Raw genomic sequence first — 21,679 nt, 5'->3', positions numbered from 1 at the left:
TTATCGGAAAATGGCTCGAAGTTGTTGCGAGGCTTCCTCATAATTTGTTTTTTCATGAATATCTTGCTTTAAGAATCTGTTCAATTTATCGATGTGATCTATAGCAAAATCTACTTCACGATCGGACCCTCGGCGGTATTCTCCAATACGTATAAGCATTTCGTTTGCCTTATACTTTGCCAGCACCTCTCGGGCTTTTCCTATGATGCGTCTTTGTTCCTCAGGAACAATAGCTGTTAGCAATCGGCTTATTGATGCTAAAACATCAATAGCGGGATAGTGATATGCCTGAGCTAAAGCATTAGACAAGACAACATGACCATCAAGAATCGATTTAACTTCATCAGCGACCGGTTCATTCATATCATCCCCGGCAACAAGTACAGTATAAAATGCTGTAATTGTTCCTTTATCAGAAGCTCCGGAACGTTCTAATAACCTAGGTAAAGTGGAAAATACAGAAGGCGTGTATCCTCCTCGAGCTGGAGGTTCTCCGGCAGCCAAACCTACTTCTCTGAGAGCTCGGGCAAATCGGGTTACAGAATCCATCATCAAAACTACAGTTTTACCCTGATCACGGAAATACTCTGCTATAGCAGTCCCTACATAAGCAGCATTTAACCGCAACTGTGATGATTGATCTGAAGTAGAGACGACGATCACCGATCGTTTCATTCCTTCTTCTCCAAGATCTCCCTCGATAAACTCACGAACCTCTCGGCCCCGCTCTCCTATGAGAGCAATCACATTGACATCTGCTTCTTCAGCGTTTCTAGCGATCATTCCTAGGAGCGACGATTTACCAACCCCAGCACCAGCAAAAATTCCTATACGCTGACCTCTGGCGACTGTGAGCATACCGTCGATACACCGCACACCTGTGGATAAAATTGTCCTTAATTTTTCTCTATGCAATGGATCTGGAGGGGCGCGAAAAACAGGATAGGTTTCGTTAACATCAACTAAAGGACCTTTGATTTCGGAGTCGATAGGTTCTCCCAGACCATTTAATACACGACCTAAAAGACCATTACCTGCACGAATATACAAAGGCATACCTGTGGGAATAACCTCTGAAGAAGGGCTGACTCCAGTAAGTTCTCCTAACGGCGATAAAAAAGCGAAATTTTGTGTGAAGCCGACGACTTCAGTAACAAGCGGCTCCATACCATAACGTTTAACTAAGCATACCTCCCCAACGCGTACATTGGGAACGACTGCTTTAATTAACATACCGACGACTTCAGTTATACGACCGACAACGGTAGTCAAGTGCACGTCGTTCAATTGCGACATGAGGGTATCGAAATCTGTCGTCAACTCGTCCATGTTAACCTAATTGTGTGGTCATTATCGTCTTTATACTACTTACCGTAGTTCCTACGATACTAGCAAAGAGTTCTGCTCTTTGCGTTGCTCTTTGAACAGCATACTGTACTTTTAAAAAGTCTGCTAAATTTTCCCGTTCTCCATTCCTATCTGAGAAGTATAGAAGGGCTCTATTTAACACTTCTTCTCCAGAAGACACCCAATTGACCATCTTACGAGCAACGGATTCGTGTTCTTCTTCTGTTTTGTTTTGTAAGTTTTGTTGGGTATGCTCAGCTATATCATTCAGATCCCCATTGATTAAATCAATGATGACACTGACAGCTTCAAAATGCTCTTGCGATAGTTTATTCTGATCTTGTTGTAGAGTGGATTGTGCATCCCATAAACGCTCTTTTAAGTTGTTTATTTGCTCTTTCAGCTCTTCCGAATCTAAAGCCTCTTCTAATTCAGGATCGATAATGTTAGAATTTCTATCTTGCATCATCGCCATAGGGTTAGGCTTGACATCCTCGATATTTTTATTCAAGGAGTCTGCTGCCATCCCTAAAGAAAATGCAGGAACCTCCTTATTTAACTCACTTGCTAAAGGAGTTCCTAAAGGCTTCTGTATAGAAGCTGTTTCTTTCTCAGAGTCTAACTTTGGGAAAAGCTGCAAAGGATCTATCATAAGACAACAACCAGGCGTTTTTTATATTTAGGACGGAATAAGGTTAACTTAAAGGTCCTCCGCTTTTAGCTACTAAGTTATCATGCCAGTCTAAAACGGATTGTGCTAGAATTCTTGTAGATTCCACTTCGCAATTTTCCAACACTTGATCTGCTAACTTTAAGCAATTTTCCAAGCTTTCACGACGCACTTCGAAAGAGCTTCCTTGATGTAATACAATCATCATATGTGTTAGAGAAAGGAAAGACTTAATGCTCCAGTTATCCACTTCTTTTTGTGCTAAAGCGTTTAATCGTTCTTCTGCAGCAAAAATTTCCATTTTATGCAGGTCTATTAGTGCTAATCCTAATTCATAACCATAATGGTCAGGATTTAAGACTTGTAGAGATTGAAAAAGCTTTTTTGCACTTTCTTCGTCGCCTTGTTTAATGGCCAACATACCAGCTTCAAACAACAACGCAAAATCTGCTTTAAATAATTCCAAATCTGCCATGATCCTTCTCTTAATTTATTAACTTCCTTTAACAGCTCTTGCCATAGTGATCATCTCTGTGTTCACTGCTGTCAAGATGTTGGATACAGCTTCCATATACTGTGATAAAATTTGCATACGGAATTGCAAATTAAACATCGTACCTAAGTCGACTGTACCTTGCGTTGAGGTCTCTAATTCCGTTAGATATTGTTGCACACCTTGGACGTACTTACATACGCCATTAAGCATGTCATTAAAATTAAAAGCTGAGCAACTGCTACCACTACTCATAAATTCTCCACTTATCTAGTCTGTTAAACCATTTTGCGGTTGATCCGCCCGAGAACTTTCTGAAGGGCTAGATATCCTGCTAATAATATTTGTTGCTTCTCAAAAGAGGCTTTATCAGAACCTTCTCGAAGAGAAACATGCAATTTTTGCACTTTATCCTGTACATTAGCTTTGATCTCCTGAGCTTTGCTCAGATCCTGCATATCTTTCTCTAAATCAAATAGCTGATGAGAAGACTTATCTTCTTTAGCAGCTGTATTTTCCATATTAAACATAGTATTTCTTCCTAAATGCAATAGAATTAATAAGCCTTAACATTAGCTATTTATTGTACTCGATTTTATATTTCAACCCTTCCTTCTCTAAAAATATACAGTGTGGTTGTATGCTTGTGACTGTCATTCCATCGATAACATCACCACGGGTCAAAATTCTACCATTGACTACAACGTTAATGCTCACGTCACCATATTTTGAATATCCGGTTACGCGATAACGGCTAGGATACCGTAAATTTAAATCTATAATCCCTTCTTCAACAGGTAACAAAACCACGAAGTTTTTCACCAGACGTACTCCGGGAAGTGTGGAGATCTCCTGAACAACAGAACGGAACTTATCTCCATCCTCATGATTTACATAACCTGTAAGAACCACTTCTCCATTAACAAAAGCGACGTGAATATTTGCAAAGCCTGCTTGCAAAAGTTGGCCTGCGATCGCTTTCAACATTTGTGATTCTATAATTACCTTATTCTCAAGCAAAGAAAGATAGTTAAAATGTACATTGAGATAATCAGAGAGACAGACAGCCTGTTCTTCTGTTTTTAGATATCCCGTTATAACAAATTCTCCAGGTTGTGGGGAGTGCATGCTTACACCCTTGAACTCTGGTTTTTTAGACAACAATATATTGATTTCTTGCCAAACGGCTTCATCATCGATAACGTTGTCATCTATAGATTTGATGAAAGACAAAGCATCCATTTTATAGAGAAGCTCACTTTTATCAATACTATTTTTTACGTGTCCTATCAAAAAGAGCTGGCCATTGTTTTTATTAAATGTGTAGCGGACCGTGGGGAAAGCATTAACCACACGTTCTATATCTTCTTGATAATCTATATTTTCTATAGGAATGACTTCTTTCGTATGGAATAGAGATGCGGTGCCTATACCGAACAGTATAGCAAGCCCTCCTATGAATAATGTAAGAATAAACGAACCTGTAGGCAACGTAGCGCGCTTACGTTTTTCTTCTTCTTCTTGAGCTGCTTGCTGAGCAATTTCTTCAGGATCTTGAGGACGACCGAATAATCCGTAATCTTCCGGAGCAAATGATGCTACAATAGTATCAGCAGGGGCTAAATGGTCTATGAGTAAAAATAAAGTTGTTCCTAAAGCAACAACTTGATTGGCGCTTAATGTGGAGCTGTTCTCGATTTTCTTTCCTTCGATAATCACGCCATTTTTACTACCGAGATCTTCTAGCATCATAGAACCATCGTTGCTTACGATGATCTTTGCATGACGATGGGATACGCTAAGGTCATTAAAGACAATGTCTGCAGAGGCGGGATCACTTCCTAGAATATAAGATTTCCCAGTGTCTAAATGGAATTCCGCACCGATATTCGCTCCGGCCAAGACTTTTAATAAAAAGCGTGAAGGTTGAGACAGGTCTACAGAAACATTTTTTTGCGCAATCTCATCTATTTCTGCAGGAAAAATTCCCTGATCAAATCTAAAGAGATCTTGTACATTAAATGGAGACAAGACTTCAGCTTTTTCTGTTTTCTTGCTTTCCTGCTCCTCTTCTCCTTCGGACTTCTCTTCAGTTTCTTCTTCTGTGTCTGTTTTTTCTTTAGGAGCTTCTTGATCGTTAGGGGATTGTTCTACACCCTGAACATCCTCAGGTTGAGTTTCCTGAGGGTTGGCCTCTTGGCCTTGGGAAATTCCCTCTTTTTCTTCTGACGGTTCTGCAGAAGTAGGAGTGTCTTTGACAGGCTCACCTTCTTTGGGCTGGCCACCTTTTGTCGACTGATCCTGCGCAGCAGGATCGGAATCTGGCAACGGGGGCTGATTTTGACTAGGCAAAGCTCCGTTTTCTTCCATAGTAGCATGTTGGGTTTCAGTATTTTTTACATCCTGCGCTGCGGATGTTGTATTTTTTGATCCGGCCGCGGGCAGCGTATCCATATCGAGTTTTTGACCGGAAGTTTCCTTCTCTGACTTTGCAGAAGCTAGGAAAGCTTCAGCGAGTTCTTTATCTTTATCGGTAGGAGAAGTATCGGAAGAATCTTGCTGTTTTGAAGAAGGTTGTTTTGGCTCATCCTGTGCAGGCGCGCTGTTCTTCTTCGTTTTCTTTTTAGTATCGGCAGGCTCAGGCGAGACATTAGTCGTATTTTCTGAAGAAAAATCGAAATCGTAAACAACATCATCAGGATCAAACTCCTGCGTGAAAAAAGAATATTGATTACTTCCGAACGTGATGACATCTGCGTCATGTATCGGTGTTGCCTCTGTGATTTCTTTTCCATTTACAGTAACAGGATAGGAAGTATCTAGATTTGTAATAAAGTAGAAGTCATCTTCTCTTGTGATAACGACCTGAGTATTTGCAAGCTTAGGATCCTCTAACTGAATATCGCTAGACGCTGCGTCCTTTCCTATCGACCAACTTGTTCCTTGTTCAAGAACCAGAACAAATCCTGACAAAGGGCCTTTATCAATAATTAACCGTGCACCCATGCTTTTCTACCCCTGTTGCCTATTGTCCTTGTTGTGCTTTGTTTAGTCCCAAATCTTCTAGCCAGGTTTCAGAAAAATTCATGAAACTCTCTACGTAGCGCGCAAAGTCTTCATATGAAACTTCTTCGGGAATTCTACGTGTCATGACAATATGGCCTTCGGAATCCAATCCTAAAGCGCTACCTCCTGTTTCTCTACCAAACAAGTTCGCTACCATCATTTGTAAGTATGCTTTATTGGTATCCGAAGAAGGAGGTAATTCCCCTAAGAAAGCATTAAGTACAATTTCGTTATCTGCATTTTGTAATACACGTATCTTGACGAGATCGCTTATAGGCAAGACATAGGCTCCATCCGCATCGAATTCGAGGGTTGACGTTATACCAATATACGTGGCAAAATTTTTTATCAATTTTTCCAACATGCACGCTCTTCCTAATACAGGAACGGCTGTCTCTTCTTCAAAAATTTAGACAACCTCTTTTCTAGACTTGGCTTTTTCAGCCTTTAAATTGAGTTATGCCAATACAAACTTTAAAAATAAAAACGATTTCTTGTTTTTATAAACAATCTCATGTTCGTTTTCTTGTTCATCTTTTTCACTATAAAGAACAAAAGACCTAAGAAAAATCGGGATGATTTTTATTGCAATTGTTATCAACTACAATCTGCCAGTACTAGACCACACTTGCATACAAATTCATCGGAGTTAACGATGAAAGCCTAGAGTATTTTCGATAGCTGTATATGTCAAGAGATGAATTAGACGCTAAAGAATCAACAGCTTAGGACGAGAAGCTCGAACCTGGCTCGAAGGTATATGTGAGCTCTTTTTTTCATAAACTTCCCATTGTTTTCTTGCTGCTAGAGCTAAAAATGGTTTTTCTTTATTTGTACATTGCTTACTAATTTGAAGTTTTTTCTGCACACGCTCGCTAATAAAATCCATATCCAAACATATGATATCTTTCGGACTTTCCGCCAAAGTAAAGGTACGCGGAACATTAAAATCAAAAATCACACGGCTGGGGACGCTGGCCAAACTTTCTAAAGATAACCCAGAAAAATCTTTAGCCGATTCCGATGATCCGAAGAAAATGACGTCATAGGGTTCCCTAAAAGAAAGTTGACTACGAGCCACTGTATCGTATGGTATGGAAATATTTTTTCGAGAGCAAAAAATTAGATTTCGGTAACCTTTCGCACTCAACCCCTTTGCGATCTTCCGATTAATATCGGAGTAACCGATAAATAAAAGTTTGTCTTTTGTTGATTTACCATGCAAGTCTAGAGTTTCTTCAACGACAGATTCAATCGTTACAACAGGATGAGATAAAGACACTTGGGAACGAAAATCCTTTCCTTCTTTTAAAGCCTTCTGAAATAGAAAATGTAGAGCAAAGGGTAATTCTCGATCTGTTTTTGCTTTTATATACGCGCGTTTCACTTGGCCTTGTATTTCGGTCTCTCCAGAAATTAAGCTATCCATACCACTAGTCACGGTGAATAAATGAGTGAAACACGCAAGTCCTTGATAACAATAAGGACGTGCTCCTAAAGAAGAAATCTGCGACAGCAATTTTGATTGAACATGACGATTACTTTTAGAAAAATAGTAAATTTCCGCTCTATGACATGTCAGCAATAAAACGAAAGATCCGTCATCACCGAAAAAACGCTGAGAAAAAAAAGAATCAGCTTCGAAATCCTTTAAGATATTAATTACTGCTTCCCTTTCTTTTAAAGCAGCCTCTCGATAGCTAATTCCAACAACTCCTAGGACCATAAGCACGTTGCAATAAGTTTTCCGCTTATCCTCTAACCATGAGAAAAATAATAGAGAATAGAGAACGAAAGTAATCTAGGTGTATAGCCCAAGACAAAATTAGATGCCATCTATTTATCCACTCTCCCTCAGCATTTACTCGCTAGATTAGAAAAATAAACAAGCATTGCCTGAGTCTAAATGCAAGATGCAAAATATAGAGTTTCCAGACTCTATGGTGTTATTTTTAATCGATGAACCAGTACAGCATTTCAGAAAATATAGTCTAACATCAAGATACTATCTTCTTTAATGATTAAATTATAAAAATCATTCGAAAATATTAAAAATATAAAAAGCATAAACTTTAATCTAAAAATTATGTCTATCTTGATTGAGAAAAAGAAATGTCGTAATCTGACAAATTCTCTGAGAGAAGGGCTTAGATCTCTATGGGTTTAATAGTACACCATGCTAGTGTTGAGAAATACTCGCAGCACTGTTATGGCCAGCTATGAAGTTTGAATACAAACATCACGCAGAAGAATTCTAACACAACTCTTTTCCTCTAGAATATAGCAAGAAGAATAGAAAAATATGGCAACATATACTGAAGCTAGTGTGGTTTCTCTAGCCTCCTTAGAACACATCCGCCTACGAGCCGGCATGTATATAGGAAGATTAGGAGACGGCTCTCAAGTTGAAGATGGTATCTATACCTTATTTAAAGAGGTGGTGGATAACGCGATTGATGAATTCATCATGGGTTATGGGAAAACTATTTCCATTTTTACTGATGACTCTACCATCACTGTACGTGATTCTGGACGAGGGATTCCCCTAGGGAAAATGATCGACTGTGTTTCGAAAATCAACACGGGAGCAAAGTACACTCAAGATGTCTTTCATTTTTCTGTAGGATTAAATGGTGTTGGATTAAAAGCGGTAAATGCACTTTCTGAGAAATTTACCGTACGTTCTGTACGGAAGAAAAAATACCACTACGCCACATTTTACAAAGGAGTTCTGCAAGATTCGCGACAAGGATCTACGAAAGATCCTGATGGAACAGAAATTACCTTTTCTCCAGACCCAACGATTTTCACCAATTTTGCTTTCAATGATGAGTTTTTAAGAAAAAAAATTCGTCGTTACACCTACTTGCACCCTGGCCTTGAGATTATTTGTAATAACGAAGTGTTCATCTCGCAACAAGGTCTTCTTGATCTATTTAAAGAAGAAATTCCAGAAAAAACACTCTATCCCCCTATTGCTTTCCAAAATTCTGAGTTATCGTTTTTATTTTCACATTTAGAAACGCACAGCGAGCGGTATTTTTCTTTTGTTAACGGTCAAGAAACTCTAGATGGAGGATCTCATCTAGCAGCTTTTAAAGAGGCCGTTGTTAAAGGTATCAATGAGTACTTTGGAAAGAATTTTACAAGCAATGATATCCGTGAAGGGATTGTAGGCTGTATTGCTATAAAAATTGCTTCGCCCATTTTTGAATCCCAAACAAAAAATAAACTTGGGAATACACAAATTCGCTCAGGAATCATCAAGGAAGTCAAAAGCGCGATTATTCAAGAGCTGAAAAAAAACAAATCTCGCTCAGATCTTCTTCTAGAAAAGATTAAGCTAAATGAAAAAACACGAAAAAACATCCAATTCATAAAGCAGGATCTTAAAGACAAGCAGAAGAAACTCCATTATAAAATTCCGAAACTTCGTGATTGTAAGTTCCACTATAATGAGCGTTCTCTGTATGGTGAGGCATCATCTATTTTTGTGACAGAAGGAGAGTCTGCTTCTGCATCCATTTTATCCTCAAGAAATCCGCTAACGCAAGCTGTGTTTTCTCTTCGAGGGAAACCTATGAACGTTTTTTCTTTAGAAGAAGAAAAAATGTACAAAAACGATGAGTTGTTTTACCTAGCCACAGCATTAGGCATTACAAAAAATAGCACGCAACACTTGCGTTATAACAAAATCATCCTTGCCACCGATGCTGATGTGGATGGCATGCACATCCGGAATCTATTAATTACATTCTTTTTAAAGACTTTCTTGTCCGTTGTTGAAAACCAGCACCTGTTTATTTTAGAGACGCCTCTATTTAAAGTTCGTTATAAAGATACGACACTATATTGCTACTCAGATCAGGAAAAGACTCAGGCAATACAGAAATTAGGGAAAAAAGAAGCTCATATAGAAGTCACGCGATTTAAAGGGTTAGGAGAAATCTCTCCTAAAGAATTTAAAACCTTTATTGGTGCGGATATGCGCCTGACTCCTGTAACAATTAGTTCATTAGAATCTTTAGATTCCCTTTTACAATTTTACATGGGGAAAAACACTAAAGAACGAAAACAATTTATTATGGATAACCTGATTACCAACTTATAATTTATGCATGATGTTTCAGAACTTTTTAAAACACATTTTATGCATTACGCATCTTATGTGATTTTAGAAAGAGCCATTCCTCATATCCTTGACGGCCTTAAACCCGTCCAAAGACGCTTACTTTGGACATTGTTTTGTATGGACGACGGCAAAATGCACAAAGTTGCCAATATTGCCGGTAGAACTATGGCACTACATCCCCATGGGGATGCTCCAATTGTCGAAGCTCTTGTTGTGCTAGCAAATAAAGGGTACCTTATCGATATGCAAGGGAACTTTGGGAATCCTCTAACAGGAGACCCTCATGCAGCAGCGAGATATATCGAAGCACGTCTTAGCCCTCTAGCTAAAGAAATCTTATTCAATACTGATTTGATGTCTTTTCATGATTCCTATGACGGAAGAGATAAGGAGCCTGATATCCTTCCTGCTAAGCTTCCCTTACTTTTGTTACATGGTGTTGAAGGGATTGCTGTAGGGATGACGACAAAAATCTTCCCGCACAACCTTTGTGAGCTTATAGAAGCACAAATTGCTATTTTAAATAATCGTGCTTTTACCTTGCTCCCTGATTTCTATTCTGGAGGTGTTATGGATGCCTCGGAATATCAAGATGGCTTAGGCTCAATAACCATGCGCGCGTCTATTCAAACTGTGGATCAAAAAACCCTAATCATAAAAGAAATTTGCCCCTCCACTACAACAGAAACCCTAATCCGCTCTATAGAAAACGCAGCTAAACGCGGCGTGATCAAAATTGATTCCATTCAAGATTTCTCAACAGACCAACCCCACATAGAAATAAAACTTCCTAAAGGAGTCTATCCTAAGGATATTATCGAACCTTTATTCCAACATACGGAATGTCAAGTCGTGTTAACCTCGAGACCCACAGCGATTTATAATAATAAACCTATTGAGACTTCTGTCTCTGAAATTTTAAAACTCCACACAGAAGTCTTGGAAGGCTATCTCCAAAAAGAACTGCAGATACTCCATGATGAGTTAGCGCAAGAACATTACTATAAATCTCTGGAATATATTTTCATTAAACACCGTCTGTACGATACGGTCAGGGAAAACCTCTCTAAGTTAAAAAATAAGGTGTCTCAAGAAGATCTCCATGAAGCTGTTTTGACGGCTTTAGCACCTTTTCTCTCTAGCTTACCTGAAATCCCAAGTAAACAAGCAACAGGGCAACTGGCTTCCTTAGCAATTAAGAAAATTCTCTGCTTTAATGAAAACAGCTACACCAAAGATCTCACAACAATAGAGAAAAAACAAGCTGCGGTAAAAAAAGATCTCAGCAACATGAAAAAGTTCACTATCAAATATCTCAAAGGCCTTTTAGCAAAATACGGTGATCTCGGGAAAAGAAAGACTCAAGTTCTATCTTTTTCTAAACAAAAGAAATCCATTCTTAAACAACAAACTTTAGTGTAATCAAAAACAATAAATTTCTATTTTTTGAAACTTTTTATTTTATGATTATAGAAAATAAGTTCTCTACTTAGTAAAATGCATAATTAAGCTAGCCACCAAGGTCTATAGGATTATGGAACCACGTTACATCAACATCAAAAAAGCTGAGACTCAGGAAATTGCGCCAGTAAAAGAGACGCCAACTCCTGAATATCTATCACCCACGAACACGACCTTCGAAGGTCCTGTACGTACCTTGGATCAGCTAAGATTAGCTCTTATTCAGAAAATGGGAGAAGAAAAAGGGAAAGAGATGTATGACCAGTTCATTCAATCTATTCTGATTTCTTCGTTTGGCAACATCCATAAAGAAATGGATCGTGCTCAAAAAGCCTCTAAAAAAATGCGTTCTATTTATAAAGAGTAGTATGGGAATCTCCTACTTTTTAGCCCTACCCTTAAGCGAAAAAGACCTCTCATATTTTCTAAACTCTGCAAAACGTTGGGCTCCATTTTTAAACCAGGATCTCTATCTTTCTCTGATTTCTTACAATGCTACTGCCTATCTTGCTAAAGAAATCTCTTCTTTCCCCTGTACTCTTGAACAATGGCAAAAAGCTGTGAATCACGTATCTAGCCTTCTTACCCATACATTCTTATGTTCATCCGTTGATTCCCTTGTTTTCCTGGCCTGTCCGCAATTTAAACAAATTGAACTCACAGTTCCTGCTAACTAAAATTTTAAATTTAAATAGCGCGTCAACTGTATTCTTCTTGTTTGGCCATCTATCTTGATACAAAAATATCTGAAAACAACAACAGCCCAATTAATTAAGTATTTTTTCTAATATGTATTTACAAGGATCTATTTTCGCTTTTCCCTAGAACCATAAGCTTCTTTATTTTAAAATGTTTTAATAAAAACTGCTCATTGCAATGAAATCAAATACTCCCCTTCTTTTTATTGTTAATGAAACAAATCGAGATCGGTTAGATAAGTTTTTAGTTTCGCAAAACCCAAAATATTCTCGAGCTTTTTATCAACAGCACATTTTAGATAAACGGGTTACAATTAATGAGCAAATACAGACAAAAGTTTCCACCCAACTGGCTCCTGGAGACATAGTCTCTATTACCATTGAGGAAAAAGAAGAACTTTCAGAACTCTTACCTGAAGCCATCCCCCTAGAGAAAATCTATGAAGATGAAATGATTCTCGTTATAAATAAACCTAGGGACATGGTGGTACATCCAGCTCCTGGACACACTAGAGGTACGGTTGTTCATGCTCTACTGCATGAAATTGGAGAGCGTCTCAAACAAGAGTTCCCTGAAGAGCCGTGGAGACCTGGTATCATCCATAGATTGGACAAAGATACTTCAGGTTTACTCATCACTGCAAAAACCCGCCAAGCAAAAATGATTTACAGTGAGTTATTTGCGACAAAACAGTTAAAAAAGAGCTATTTAGCGATTTGTGTAGGGAAGCCATCTGCCTCTATAATCCACACCAAATTAGCCAGGCATCACACTAAACGCAAAGAAATGGCGGTTTCCTCTATAGGGAAAGAAGCTATTACTCGTTGCGAGGTACTTGCTTACAACGGGAAATTAAGTTTAGTGCTCCTGTATCCAGAAACAGGACGAACTCATCAACTTAGAGTTCACATGAAACATCTATCTACCCCAATTTTAGGCGATCCAGTTTATGGATCAGCTTCTGCCAACTCATGTTATGGTCTTGACAAACAACAATTACACGCCTATAGCGTGAATTTTATCCACCCTCAGACGCATAAACATCTAAACCTAACAACAGAATTGCCCCGGGATATGAAGATCTTGATAATAAAAGAGTTTCATAATAGTAAAACTGTTATTAACAAACAATTATTTGAATCAACCATAAAATAAATTTGATCGTTAATTAAGTTTGATTATTTTAACAGACCAATTAAAATTAAATTAATTCGAGTTCGATTTTTTACCGTTCTCCCGCAGATAACGCGAATTTAGTTATAGGATTACTTTATGAAAGACTTTTTAAGTTACATTATCAAAAACCTTGTGGACCGCCCTGAGGAAGTACACATTAAAGAAGTTCAAGGCACTCACACCATTATTTACGAATTAACCGTTGCGAAACCTGATATTGGTAAAATTATTGGAAAAGAGGGCCGCACCATCAAAGCTATTCGTACTCTTCTGGTATCTGTAGCTAGTAGAAATAATGTAAAAGTTAGCTTAGAAATTATGGAAGATAAATAGTTATAGAGTCTTCCCCCTTTAGATAGACTTTCTATAATATTTTATACTCGCCAGATGTATTCCGTTTCCGCCTGCGGAAACTCCGCAGGCAAAAAGAAGGGAGACTTTTCTTCTATTTGACAGCTTTTCAACTTTAAAGAGTTCGGACCGAGCAGGATTCGAACCTGCGACCATTCGCTTAGAAGGCGAATGCTCTATCCACTGAGCTATCGGTCCAGATCTATTGAGAGATGTCAAACCTTGGCCAAAGATATTGACCTCGGCCTAGGCAAAGGGATAATTCATGCTATAGTATAAATCTATGTCTAAAAAAGTCAATTTAAGACTCGGCCCTCCTATTCCCTTGTGTTCCTCGAAGAGCGTTCTATCCTTAAAATCGTGAGTAGACTTGTTTAAAATAAAGCTCTATAGTGGCTTTTTAATGAAAGAAAAAGAGGGCGTACGATGTTCTCAGATAAGATGATCCTGATCGCTGGGCCTTGTGTAATAGAGGAAGAAGAAACTACATTAGAAATCGCCTCAAAAATCCAAGAAATAGTAGCTCCCTATACCGATCACATCCACTGGATTTTCAAAAGTAGCTATGACAAAGCAAACCGTTCTTCTATAAATTCTTATCGTGGTCCCGGGTTACAAGAGGGGTTGAGAATCTTATCCAAAGTTAAACAAACTTTTGGCGTAGAAATCCTTACTGATGTGCACTCACCGGAAGAAGCACGTGCAGCAGCAGAGGTTTGTGATATTCTTCAGATCCCTGCATTTCTATGTCGCCAAACGGATCTTCTCGTTGCTGCTGCTGAAACACATGCGGTTATTAACATTAAAAAAGGGCAATTTCTCTCTCCCTGGGATATGCAAGGCCCTGTAGACAAAGTCCTTTCTACCGGAAATTCCAAGATTATTTTAACAGAACGCGGCTGTTCTTTTGGCTACAATAATCTTGTTTCGGATATGCGTTCTATTGCTGTTCTCTCAAAGATGGGCTTCCCTGTAGTTTTTGATGGGACGCATTCTGTGCAGCTTCCTGGAGGGTTAAAAACCCATAGTGGTGGACAAACAGAGTTTATACCTACGTTGACACGAGCTGCTCTAGCTGCAGGAGCTCATGGTTTATTCATAGAAACGCATATGAATCCTGCTATAGCAAAAAGTGATGCTGCGTCTATGTTATCCTTAAAGACTTTTGAAGCTCTCCTTCCGATATGGAATCAGCTGTATCAATGTGTACGTTCATTTGAGATGGCTGCAGTATGACCAAATTTTTGTTCTACGGCTTGTTCTGCTCATTAGCGATACTTGGGATTGCCTGTACAACAATCGTTGCTATAATCAAAGTAGATAGCATTTGCGATGTCTCTTGCATGAACAAGCATTTTGAAAAGGCGCCTCCTTTTCTAAAGATAAAAAAACTTGGGGTACACAAACAGATCACTTCTCCTGACCGGCAGTTTTTTAACTGCCATGTGGATAAATCTTGTATGGAACTGCATCTCTCTGATGCAAATTATGCTTGTAAAGAGGTTCTGTCTAAACTTTCTGGTCATATCCATACCCAAGACTTAGACAAACTTATGACATTTCAGGGCAACGGTGGGCTGTTAAATTACCAAGACTGCTCCTTAAATATTTATGATTGTCGCTTTCATGTAGATCCTATCCACCCTGATCCCCAGGCTCCTGAGGAACGAGCTGTAGGAGGCATGAAAACTTTGTCCCTATCTTTATTGAGAAAATGAGTTTTTTATGCCGATACTTTCCGTATGTAATTTAGTAAAAAAGTATAACAAAAAACCCGTGACTAACGACGTCTCATTTGAAGTAAATGCGGGGGAAGTGGTTGGTCTACTAGGTCCTAATGGCGCAGGGAAAACAACTGCATTTTACCTTACTGTAGGTTTAATCCGTCCAGATTCCGGGAAGATCATATTCAAAAATACGGATGTGACTAAAAGAACTATGGACTATCGAGCAAGATTGGGAATTGGGTATCTAGCTCAAGAGCCCACGGTATTTAAGGATCTGACAGTAAAAGAAAACTTAATTTGTATCCTAGAAATTATCTACAAAGCAAGAAAACAACAATCCCATCTTCTAGATACATTGATTGATGATTTACAACTGGCCTCTTGCATCAATAAAAAAGCCGGAACACTCTCTGGGGGAGAACGACGGAGATTAGAAATCGCCTGCGTATTAGCTTTAAATCCTAGTGTTCTTTTACTTGACGAGCCATTTGCAAACGTTGATCCTCTCGTCATTCAAAATGTAAAATACCTAATCAAAATTCTTTCCAGTCGAGGTATTGGCATTCTTATTACAGACCATAATGCCAAAGAATTACTTTCCATAGCTGATCGGTGCTATCTCATTATTGATGGAAAGATCTTCTTCGAAGGTTCTTCCTCACAAATGATAGCCAACCCTATGGTAAAGCAGCACTACCTTGGCGATTCATTCTCTTATTAGTCTAACAAATCCTCGTCTGTAAGCACTTCTTTCGCTATCGCTTTGATCGTAGTTAATCCTTCAGGGAATCCTATATCACACAACAGCGTGTTGACATACTCTAGCTCTGTACGCAGCTGATCATTAATGAATTCTAAACGAGCTAATTCTTGTTGCATCTGTGGCGTGGCCATAACTCCCTCCCTTCTATTTCTTCCTTTCACAAGAAAATAAGGAGCGAAAATCATGCCAAACCCTGGTTGTCTATAAGAAAAATCTTATAAATTAACAAACCCTTAGCCCATCAAACTTCTTGCCAAACTCAGATACATCTGATTTAACACCTGTAAAGACGTCGCGACAACGGTCCATTCTTGCTGCATAGACGTTAGGTGCATTTGTAACTCTAGCTGGTAGTTCTGTCCCATGTCGGCATAAGACTGCTGATCTGATTGTATAGTAGCTTGTAATGGGAACATCCCCCCACTGATAGCATTACCTGACAACCCAGATACTAACGCATCTTCTAAAATCTCCAGTCGTGCCTGCCATTGTTCTTCTCCACCGGTAACTCGAAACGTTCCAGCAACACTACCTTCACTCACACTTAAAGGAGCTAAATAGTTTTGTAACAAGACTAAAGATCCTGATATCGCATTCAAATTATCTCTATAGTTATTTAAAGAATCGATGATGCGTGTACGTTGCTCATTCGAAATTTTGGAATCTTCAGTGACTCTTTTTACCTGCTCATCCAATACTATTTCTGCATCTTGCGTACTTTTAAGATAGGCAGCTGCTTTTTTTCGTTCTGTTTCTAATTTATTTCTCGCGCTATCCGCAGTTCCAGGAAATACATCTTTTCCTTTCTCTCCTACAGCAGGTTGCTGACCCACATAACTGGCAAAATTGAAATATGTAGCCGCGTTCACATACTCGGAAATAGCGTCTATCATCGCATTTCCAACTGACGATCCGAGGTTGCTATAGTAAAGCTGATCGTAAATACCATTTAAAAAACCCACTTCCTTAGGCATATAACGATCGATTAATACCGAAGCCACGGCTGAAGGTAATGCCATAGCTTGCAGCTCATTAGATTGTGCATATAGTTGATCCTTATAGAGCTCTGCCTTTAAAGCTTGATAATCCTTAAGTTGCCCCCGGGATTCATCTATCTTAGATTGGAGTTGTGCTATTTGTACTCCAGCTAATGCTTTAAATGTGAAATAAGCTCTAGCCGTAGTTTCGGCATACCTGTTTGCAGCGTTTGTTATGTTGGGTAAAAATCCTATGTTTCCACGATTTAAAAGTTGGGGGTTGATTTTTACGCTGCCATTTTGTTGTGAATAAATTGTATAAGTTTCTTCTCCCCCATTAACAGTATTACCCGGTTTAAACTGCCCAGTTGCTGATACAATGTTCTCCATTGTCGTCTTAATGGAATCAGCTATACTGAGTTTGGAACCCTCCAATTCTTTCGCTGCTTCTTTTATGACAGCACCAACGTCTTGCATAGATGCAGAGGTATTCATAGCTAATACAGTTGAAGCAACAAAATACGCCCATATAGCGCCTATATAATCAGGAGCCTTAAACGTTGATAATGTGTTTAAAGCGTTATTAACCAATTGTTGTTGTTCAGCTGTTAGATCATCAAATCTAGAATTAATTGCGCGGACAGTTTGTAATGCTCCGGCCATAGCAGCGCTGCTAATCTCCGTAGTTACTTGTCCTAAGTTAATAAGAGCAAATACCCCCATTAAGGAAGTTATCAAACTAGATATCTGATCAAAAATCGCCTCTTGATGACTATTTACGAAAATAGTTGCATCAACAACGACATCAAAAGAATCTACAGCAGCTACCTGATCTTTGTATAAATACGAGATCTGCGAACATAGATTGATTTTATCGTTTCTCGATAAGGCAGATACATTAATAGTATCTGCTAATTGGTCTCCAACTTGATCTATACGATCAAATTTGTCTTGATCATAGGTGTGTACTGAGGTTTGTAGATTTTCTAATTCTTGTTGTAGTTCTAAGAAAATGCTGTACTCTTCTTCTGTTAACTTCCCTTTGACTACATTGAGAATATCTTTTAATCCCTCAATACGACCATCTGCAAAAACTTGAGCTAATTGATCTGCATTACCATATTGTACTGAGAGATCATTTATAAAATCGGTTTTCTGACCACCTGTAAACAGAGAAGATGTTTGCACCGTATCAAAAATCTTCTTGGGTAAACTATATAGAGATTCAAAATCAGCGTTTGTTAAATTCGTCCCAAGGGCAGCCAAACGATCAACCTCTGTTTGAATTTTCAAAAGAGCTGCTTTATCTAACTCTTCTTGTGAGGGTGGCTCTGGTTCTTTTTCCACCTTTTCGATTGAAGAGCGCACACCCCCGTCTCTTGGAAGTAAGGTTGGCTTACCAGCCAGTTTCGCTGTGGCTCCCACAATCTTATCCACTACTTTTTTGACCTTTTCTAATAAGTTGTGGGCCCACTGTTGTTTAGTCGCATTATAGAAAGGGTCATCTGTAGGTAAGCTGTCACTACTACCTACAGCAGAAGTCGTAGCTACAACGGCAATCGAGGCGTGTAAATCTGATAAAGGCTTACGATGAACAGCTGAAGTTCTACTCTCCTTATTAATCGTCCGATCTTCTATTTCAAACTTATGCAGTTTGTCTATTAACTGCCGGTACTTTTCATCAGATTGTTGATCTAAAATACAGAGCAATCTCTGCACTACATAACGCTCAAATTCAGTCTTTTCGTAATGAAAAATGCTTTCTAATAACTGGTGGCGTTGTTGTATTGACTCTGCGCAAGATATTACAGGCCATTTTTTATAATGTGCTGAAACAGAGTAACTATTAATGATATCCATACGGAGAACAGTCTTGTTAACTTTTATTTTTAATAAAATTAACATGAAAACTATTTTTATAATTAATCAAAAATAAATCGTTTTTCTTAAAAACAAAAATAACAATGTTATAGGAAGAATAAAAATTTTTAATCAAAAAGTAGCATAGAAAAAAAGTTTTTAAAATAAGAAAATAAAAAGAAAAATTATAAAAATAATTTCTATGTCTTCTTTCTATATACAAAACAGACCGAAAACAGTTTCAGGTGATGGTTTATTTAATATTAAATTAGACCACAAATTTTCTAATTTTAATCCTAAAGCTCAGCCTGCTATAGACATAGAAACATTAAATTCTGGATTGTACGCCTTAAAACGTTTAGCATCTATTATAGAAGCAGGAAATATCCACGCTTCTATGTTGTTAAACCCTAACAATACTATATTCCCCTCTCCTCCTATAGCGCCTAAACCTCATTCAGTAAAGCTCATAGGTTCAGCCCAAAGTACTGCAGAAGCTATTGCCGGGATTCAAGGTACAACAGCTGTAACTCTTGTCCCGCTCATTCTTGATGGCTTACAGACGTTCATCGAGTCTACTTCCGAAGTTAATTTGGCACAGATATCTTCCATTATTCTATCTATTGCCTTAATCACACCTCTGAAAGATAAACCTAGTTTAAGTCTGGATGAGCAAAAAAAGGTGTTTAGTAATTGCTATCAACCTCAGAAGAAAGACATTCTGAACCAAATCAAAAAAGAACAAGCTACTGAAATTCAGAAAGGAAAAGACGCCCTATCAGAAAAACTCACATCTGCAGGAGCAACCGAAGAAGAAATTCAGAAAGCCCTTAAAGAATACGAGGATAAATTTACATCTGACTTTTTTGATGCTCACGTTGAAAAGCAGTACATGACGTACCGATCTACCATTGGTGGAGCAACCTCCAAAATGATGAATGATATCAAAGCTCTGGCAGTATCAGTCCCTAAGCCTAATAAAGATAATGTCAATAGTGTTAATGGCATGGTAATGCTACATGCTATTTTTAACGGTCTCACAGATGCTGTTAATAAGGAGCCTGCGCTTGGTGGTGAAGAAGAAGTTATTAAAACCCAACTCACTCTCAGTGGTTATCTCTCTAAAGAATCATTAACTGAAGAAGAGTTACAAGTTATTTATACAGCATCGCAACTTCCGAGTAAAACAACTCTGGATGCCTATTTAAAACCTAGGGATGCTGCAATATACCGTGAGGGTATTACAGCTGCATATCAATCCGCTGTACAAAATCTGACCTCAGTTCGTTCTGACATAGAAAATGAAAAACAGACTCTAGAAAATCAACTAGCGACGTTCCAACAAGCGGTAAGCTGCTTTACATCCTGGGTAAATGGGTCTAAAACTATCACTGAAGCCAAAGAATACACCTCTGAGATTATCACAGCGGCAATGGAAGCTAGCGCGGGGTTGAATAGTCTATCCCAAATGCAAGCAAATCTACAAGAAAGCGAAAAAACGATTTTTACTAATTATGTTCCTAAATATCTCGATCTTACTATAGGAAATGAAACTAAAGTTACTCAATTTATTGCAAAGATAGACTCTTTTCAGGAAATTTCAGAATACACTTTAAATAATGCCGTAACTAGTGACGTAACAGTCAAGACTGTCCTAAAACAAAAAGCCGAGGCTATTAAGAATAACCCTTTTTACTCTACAGTTAGTCAACAAATTACAACAATAGCTAACAATGCATTAACTAACTATATTCAAGACAACGGTGGTTATCAAATTCCAAAATTCAATGAGTTTGTTCAGACAGAATTAAAGTCTGTTACTAGTAGCTCAAACGGTTTCTCTGAGCAAGCAGCTACAGTATTACACGGCTTTAAAACAGCAGCTGATTCTCACATTACACAACTCCAACAACAAATTGCAGCTTTAGAAAAAAAATACACCGATTTAAACCCTGCAAATGCGAGTTTCACTGACGAACGCAAAATAGCTGTTGAAAGTTGGTTAAATTCTGAGAGCCTGGGTTCTGCCTTTATTTATCTCATATTAAACTCTCAATTGCCGAAGCAATCTGCATTCTTAAATCCTTTAATCGAAGAAATTAATTTTAATAACCTTGCTGCAAATGCGATTAATGATCTCTTAAAAATCACTAACCACTTTTCTACAACTTCTGTTTACTACAACCTTTCCTCCTATCTCATCCAAAGTAAAGAAGGAGAGAATCTATTTTGCGGTGACTATTTTGAAACTTGCTTAGCCTTATCTAGGGAAAAAGAATATATTGCTCGGGATACAGATCGTTGTCGACGGGCTCAAGCATTTGTGAACGCTTTACTGGAAAAAATCAAACAACTCGAAGGGATTTCTTCATCTCAACAATCCGAGATGCTTGATGCCACCTCCAACTACATGTACTCACTGTCCATTACATTTAATCAACTTAATGTTTTGAACGCACTCTTATCCAATCTTAAAATTACACCTGAGAAAAACGGTGAGGATTACAAAAAAACCGTTTTTAAAATAGAGGGTCCTAAAGATTGGATCCCAACTTTAGCTAGCTTAGAAGGTTTTATTTCCAATGGGTTCCCTCACAGCACACCTACCGGAGGATTAGGACCTTTATTCACTCAGATTCAATCTGACCAACAAAACTACACTACTCAAGGACAGACACAGCAGTTAAACCTGCAAAATCAGATGACTAACGTACAACAAGAATGGACGTTGGTATCGACATCGATGCAGGTGCTTAACCAAATCCTTTCGAAGCTAGTAGGTGAAATTTACCCTAATTAGATAACTTATTGAAGTAGGGAACTTCTAGAAGAGGTTCCCTTCTTTTTCCCATACATTCCGTTGTATATCTGCCTATCTTCTCATCATCAAATTATCAGAGTTCTACTGACCTCATTTAAGCATAAAAAAACCTGCTCTGAACAATACAGAACAGGCT

General features: G+C 38.3%; 20 protein-coding genes and 1 tRNA gene. 10 read left to right on the top strand and 11 right to left on the bottom strand.

Annotated elements, in window-relative coordinates:
- The 8 genes from sctN to FI836_RS02840 form a co-directional block, all read right to left on the bottom strand.
- On the bottom strand, positions 1 to 1,329 hold the full coding sequence (sctN, locus tag FI836_RS02875) for a type III secretion system ATPase SctN (protein WP_013462577.1): 1,329 nt from the start codon (positions 1,327 to 1,329) through the stop codon (positions 1 to 3).
- A gap of 1 nt (position 1,330) precedes the next feature.
- The gene (locus FI836_RS02870) at positions 1,331 to 1,999 is read right to left on the bottom strand and encodes a hypothetical protein (protein ID WP_006342709.1); all 669 of its coding nucleotides are present in this window, start codon (positions 1,997 to 1,999) and stop codon (positions 1,331 to 1,333) included.
- A gap of 43 nt (positions 2,000 to 2,042) precedes the next feature.
- A complete protein-coding gene (locus tag FI836_RS02865; RefSeq protein WP_006342708.1) occupies positions 2,043 to 2,492 on the bottom strand; it encodes a hypothetical protein in 450 nt (149 codons plus the stop codon).
- An 18-nt stretch (positions 2,493 to 2,510) separates the two neighbouring features.
- Positions 2,511 to 2,765 carry a type III secretion system protein CdsF gene (gene cdsF, locus FI836_RS02860; protein WP_006343709.1) on the bottom strand — a complete coding sequence of 85 codons (255 nt, stop codon included), beginning with the start codon at positions 2,763 to 2,765 and terminating at the stop codon, positions 2,511 to 2,513.
- 23 nt (positions 2,766 to 2,788) lie between these two features.
- The gene (locus FI836_RS02855; protein ID WP_006342706.1) at positions 2,789 to 3,040 is read right to left on the bottom strand and encodes a DUF5398 family protein; all 252 of its coding nucleotides are present in this window, start codon (positions 3,038 to 3,040) and stop codon (positions 2,789 to 2,791) included.
- A 46-nt stretch (positions 3,041 to 3,086) separates the two neighbouring features.
- Positions 3,087 to 5,516, bottom strand: a complete 2,430-nt coding sequence (gene sctD / locus FI836_RS02850; protein WP_014943618.1) for a type III secretion system inner membrane ring subunit SctD — start codon at positions 5,514 to 5,516, stop codon at positions 3,087 to 3,089.
- A gap of 19 nt (positions 5,517 to 5,535) precedes the next feature.
- The gene (locus tag FI836_RS02845; RefSeq protein WP_014943617.1) at positions 5,536 to 5,940 is read right to left on the bottom strand and encodes a CesT family type III secretion system chaperone; all 405 of its coding nucleotides are present in this window, start codon (positions 5,938 to 5,940) and stop codon (positions 5,536 to 5,538) included.
- A 345-nt stretch (positions 5,941 to 6,285) separates the two neighbouring features.
- A complete protein-coding gene (locus FI836_RS02840; protein ID WP_014943616.1) occupies positions 6,286 to 7,302 on the bottom strand; it encodes a glutamyl-tRNA reductase in 1,017 nt (338 codons plus the stop codon).
- Positions 7,303 to 7,878: 576 nt separating this feature from the next.
- On the opposite strand from FI836_RS02840, the gene FI836_RS02835 reads away from it, so the two are divergent.
- The 6 genes from FI836_RS02835 to FI836_RS02810 all read left to right on the top strand — a co-directional run bounded on the left by FI836_RS02835 (position 7,879) and on the right by FI836_RS02810 (position 13,377).
- Positions 7,879 to 9,687, top strand: coding sequence for a DNA topoisomerase IV subunit B (locus tag FI836_RS02835; RefSeq protein WP_014943615.1), 1,809 nt, complete (start codon positions 7,879 to 7,881; stop codon positions 9,685 to 9,687).
- A gap of 3 nt (positions 9,688 to 9,690) precedes the next feature.
- Positions 9,691 to 11,130: a DNA gyrase subunit A gene (locus FI836_RS02830; protein ID WP_014943614.1), complete on the top strand. Its 1,440-nt coding sequence runs from the start codon at positions 9,691 to 9,693 to the stop codon at positions 11,128 to 11,130.
- A gap of 112 nt (positions 11,131 to 11,242) precedes the next feature.
- Positions 11,243 to 11,536, top strand: coding sequence for a hypothetical protein (locus tag FI836_RS02825; protein ID WP_006342700.1), 294 nt, complete (start codon positions 11,243 to 11,245; stop codon positions 11,534 to 11,536).
- Between the two features lies 1 nt (position 11,537).
- On the top strand, positions 11,538 to 11,846 hold the full coding sequence (locus FI836_RS02820) for a hypothetical protein (RefSeq protein ID WP_006342699.1): 309 nt from the start codon (positions 11,538 to 11,540) through the stop codon (positions 11,844 to 11,846).
- Positions 11,847 to 12,045: 199 nt separating this feature from the next.
- On the top strand, positions 12,046 to 13,023 hold the full coding sequence (locus FI836_RS02815; RefSeq protein WP_006342698.1) for an RluA family pseudouridine synthase: 978 nt from the start codon (positions 12,046 to 12,048) through the stop codon (positions 13,021 to 13,023).
- A 117-nt stretch (positions 13,024 to 13,140) separates the two neighbouring features.
- Positions 13,141 to 13,377, top strand: a complete 237-nt coding sequence (locus tag FI836_RS02810; protein ID WP_006342697.1) for a KH domain-containing protein — start codon at positions 13,141 to 13,143, stop codon at positions 13,375 to 13,377.
- 143 nt (positions 13,378 to 13,520) lie between these two features.
- Here FI836_RS02810 and FI836_RS02805 read toward each other — a convergent pair.
- Positions 13,521 to 13,593, bottom strand: a tRNA-Arg gene (locus tag FI836_RS02805).
- Between the two features lie 228 nt (positions 13,594 to 13,821).
- Here FI836_RS02805 and kdsA point away from each other — a divergent pair.
- From kdsA to lptB, 3 genes are read left to right on the top strand one after another with little or no spacing between them, the layout of a single operon-like run.
- On the top strand, positions 13,822 to 14,631 hold the full coding sequence (kdsA, locus tag FI836_RS02800; protein WP_006342696.1) for a 3-deoxy-8-phosphooctulonate synthase: 810 nt from the start codon (positions 13,822 to 13,824) through the stop codon (positions 14,629 to 14,631).
- Positions 14,628 to 15,113 carry a DUF1137 domain-containing protein gene (locus FI836_RS02795; protein ID WP_006342695.1) on the top strand — a complete coding sequence of 162 codons (486 nt, stop codon included), beginning with the start codon at positions 14,628 to 14,630 and terminating at the stop codon, positions 15,111 to 15,113. Before kdsA ends, FI836_RS02795 begins: the two co-directional genes overlap by 4 nt.
- A 7-nt stretch (positions 15,114 to 15,120) precedes the next feature.
- On the top strand, positions 15,121 to 15,843 hold the full coding sequence (gene lptB / locus FI836_RS02790; protein WP_006342694.1) for an LPS export ABC transporter ATP-binding protein: 723 nt from the start codon (positions 15,121 to 15,123) through the stop codon (positions 15,841 to 15,843).
- Here the strand turns inward: lptB and FI836_RS02785 are convergent.
- The gene (locus FI836_RS02785; RefSeq protein ID WP_234885805.1) at positions 15,840 to 16,016 is read right to left on the bottom strand and encodes a hypothetical protein; all 177 of its coding nucleotides are present in this window, start codon (positions 16,014 to 16,016) and stop codon (positions 15,840 to 15,842) included. The genes lptB and FI836_RS02785 overlap by 4 nt on opposite strands.
- Positions 16,017 to 16,118: 102 nt before the next feature.
- A complete protein-coding gene (locus tag FI836_RS02780; protein ID WP_014943612.1) occupies positions 16,119 to 18,722 on the bottom strand; it encodes a CT620/CT621 family type III secretion system effector in 2,604 nt (867 codons plus the stop codon).
- A gap of 202 nt (positions 18,723 to 18,924) precedes the next feature.
- On the opposite strand from FI836_RS02780, the gene FI836_RS02770 reads away from it, so the two are divergent.
- Positions 18,925 to 21,522, top strand: a complete 2,598-nt coding sequence (locus FI836_RS02770; RefSeq protein WP_139934569.1) for a CT620/CT621 family type III secretion system effector — start codon at positions 18,925 to 18,927, stop codon at positions 21,520 to 21,522.
- The last annotated feature ends 157 nt before the right edge of the window (positions 21,523 to 21,679 follow it).

The organism is Chlamydophila parapsittaci (assembly GCF_006385615.1).
Taxonomy (GTDB): domain Bacteria; phylum Chlamydiota; class Chlamydiia; order Chlamydiales; family Chlamydiaceae; genus Chlamydia; species Chlamydia psittaci.
Note: the sequence above shows the minus strand (reverse complement) of the source record. Positions and strands in the feature narration are given on the sequence as shown.

What these genes read in the sequence shown, in the direction of transcription:
- FI836_RS02865 (WP_006342708.1), bottom strand. Translation starts at nt 2,492, where the DNA reads ATGGCAGATTTGGAATTATTTAAAGCAGATTTTGCGTTGTTGTTTGAA.
- FI836_RS02795 (WP_006342695.1), top strand. Translation starts at nt 14,628, where the DNA reads ATGACCAAATTTTTGTTCTACGGCTTGTTCTGCTCATTAGCGATACTT.
- FI836_RS02785 (WP_234885805.1), bottom strand. Translation starts at nt 16,016, where the DNA reads ATGGCCACGCCACAGATGCAACAAGAATTAGCTCGTTTAGAATTCATT.
- cdsF (WP_006343709.1), bottom strand. Translation starts at nt 2,765, where the DNA reads ATGAGTAGTGGTAGCAGTTGCTCAGCTTTTAATTTTAATGACATGCTT.
- FI836_RS02870 (WP_006342709.1), bottom strand. Translation starts at nt 1,999, where the DNA reads ATGATAGATCCTTTGCAGCTTTTCCCAAAGTTAGACTCTGAGAAAGAA.
- FI836_RS02835 (WP_014943615.1), top strand. Translation starts at nt 7,879, where the DNA reads ATGGCAACATATACTGAAGCTAGTGTGGTTTCTCTAGCCTCCTTAGAA.
- sctD (WP_014943618.1), bottom strand. Translation starts at nt 5,516, where the DNA reads ATGGGTGCACGGTTAATTATTGATAAAGGCCCTTTGTCAGGATTTGTT.
- lptB (WP_006342694.1), top strand. Translation starts at nt 15,121, where the DNA reads ATGCCGATACTTTCCGTATGTAATTTAGTAAAAAAGTATAACAAAAAA.
- kdsA (WP_006342696.1), top strand. Translation starts at nt 13,822, where the DNA reads ATGTTCTCAGATAAGATGATCCTGATCGCTGGGCCTTGTGTAATAGAG.
- FI836_RS02810 (WP_006342697.1), top strand. Translation starts at nt 13,141, where the DNA reads ATGAAAGACTTTTTAAGTTACATTATCAAAAACCTTGTGGACCGCCCT.
- sctN (WP_013462577.1), bottom strand. Translation starts at nt 1,329, where the DNA reads ATGGACGAGTTGACGACAGATTTCGATACCCTCATGTCGCAATTGAAC.
- FI836_RS02770 (WP_139934569.1), top strand. Translation starts at nt 18,925, where the DNA reads ATGTCTTCTTTCTATATACAAAACAGACCGAAAACAGTTTCAGGTGAT.
- FI836_RS02780 (WP_014943612.1), bottom strand. Translation starts at nt 18,722, where the DNA reads ATGGATATCATTAATAGTTACTCTGTTTCAGCACATTATAAAAAATGG.
- FI836_RS02840 (WP_014943616.1), bottom strand. Translation starts at nt 7,302, where the DNA reads ATGGTCCTAGGAGTTGTTGGAATTAGCTATCGAGAGGCTGCTTTAAAA.
- FI836_RS02820 (WP_006342699.1), top strand. Translation starts at nt 11,538, where the DNA reads ATGGGAATCTCCTACTTTTTAGCCCTACCCTTAAGCGAAAAAGACCTC.
- FI836_RS02815 (WP_006342698.1), top strand. Translation starts at nt 12,046, where the DNA reads ATGAAATCAAATACTCCCCTTCTTTTTATTGTTAATGAAACAAATCGA.
- FI836_RS02830 (WP_014943614.1), top strand. Translation starts at nt 9,691, where the DNA reads ATGCATGATGTTTCAGAACTTTTTAAAACACATTTTATGCATTACGCA.
- FI836_RS02845 (WP_014943617.1), bottom strand. Translation starts at nt 5,940, where the DNA reads ATGTTGGAAAAATTGATAAAAAATTTTGCCACGTATATTGGTATAACG.
- FI836_RS02825 (WP_006342700.1), top strand. Translation starts at nt 11,243, where the DNA reads ATGGAACCACGTTACATCAACATCAAAAAAGCTGAGACTCAGGAAATT.
- FI836_RS02855 (WP_006342706.1), bottom strand. Translation starts at nt 3,040, where the DNA reads ATGTTTAATATGGAAAATACAGCTGCTAAAGAAGATAAGTCTTCTCAT.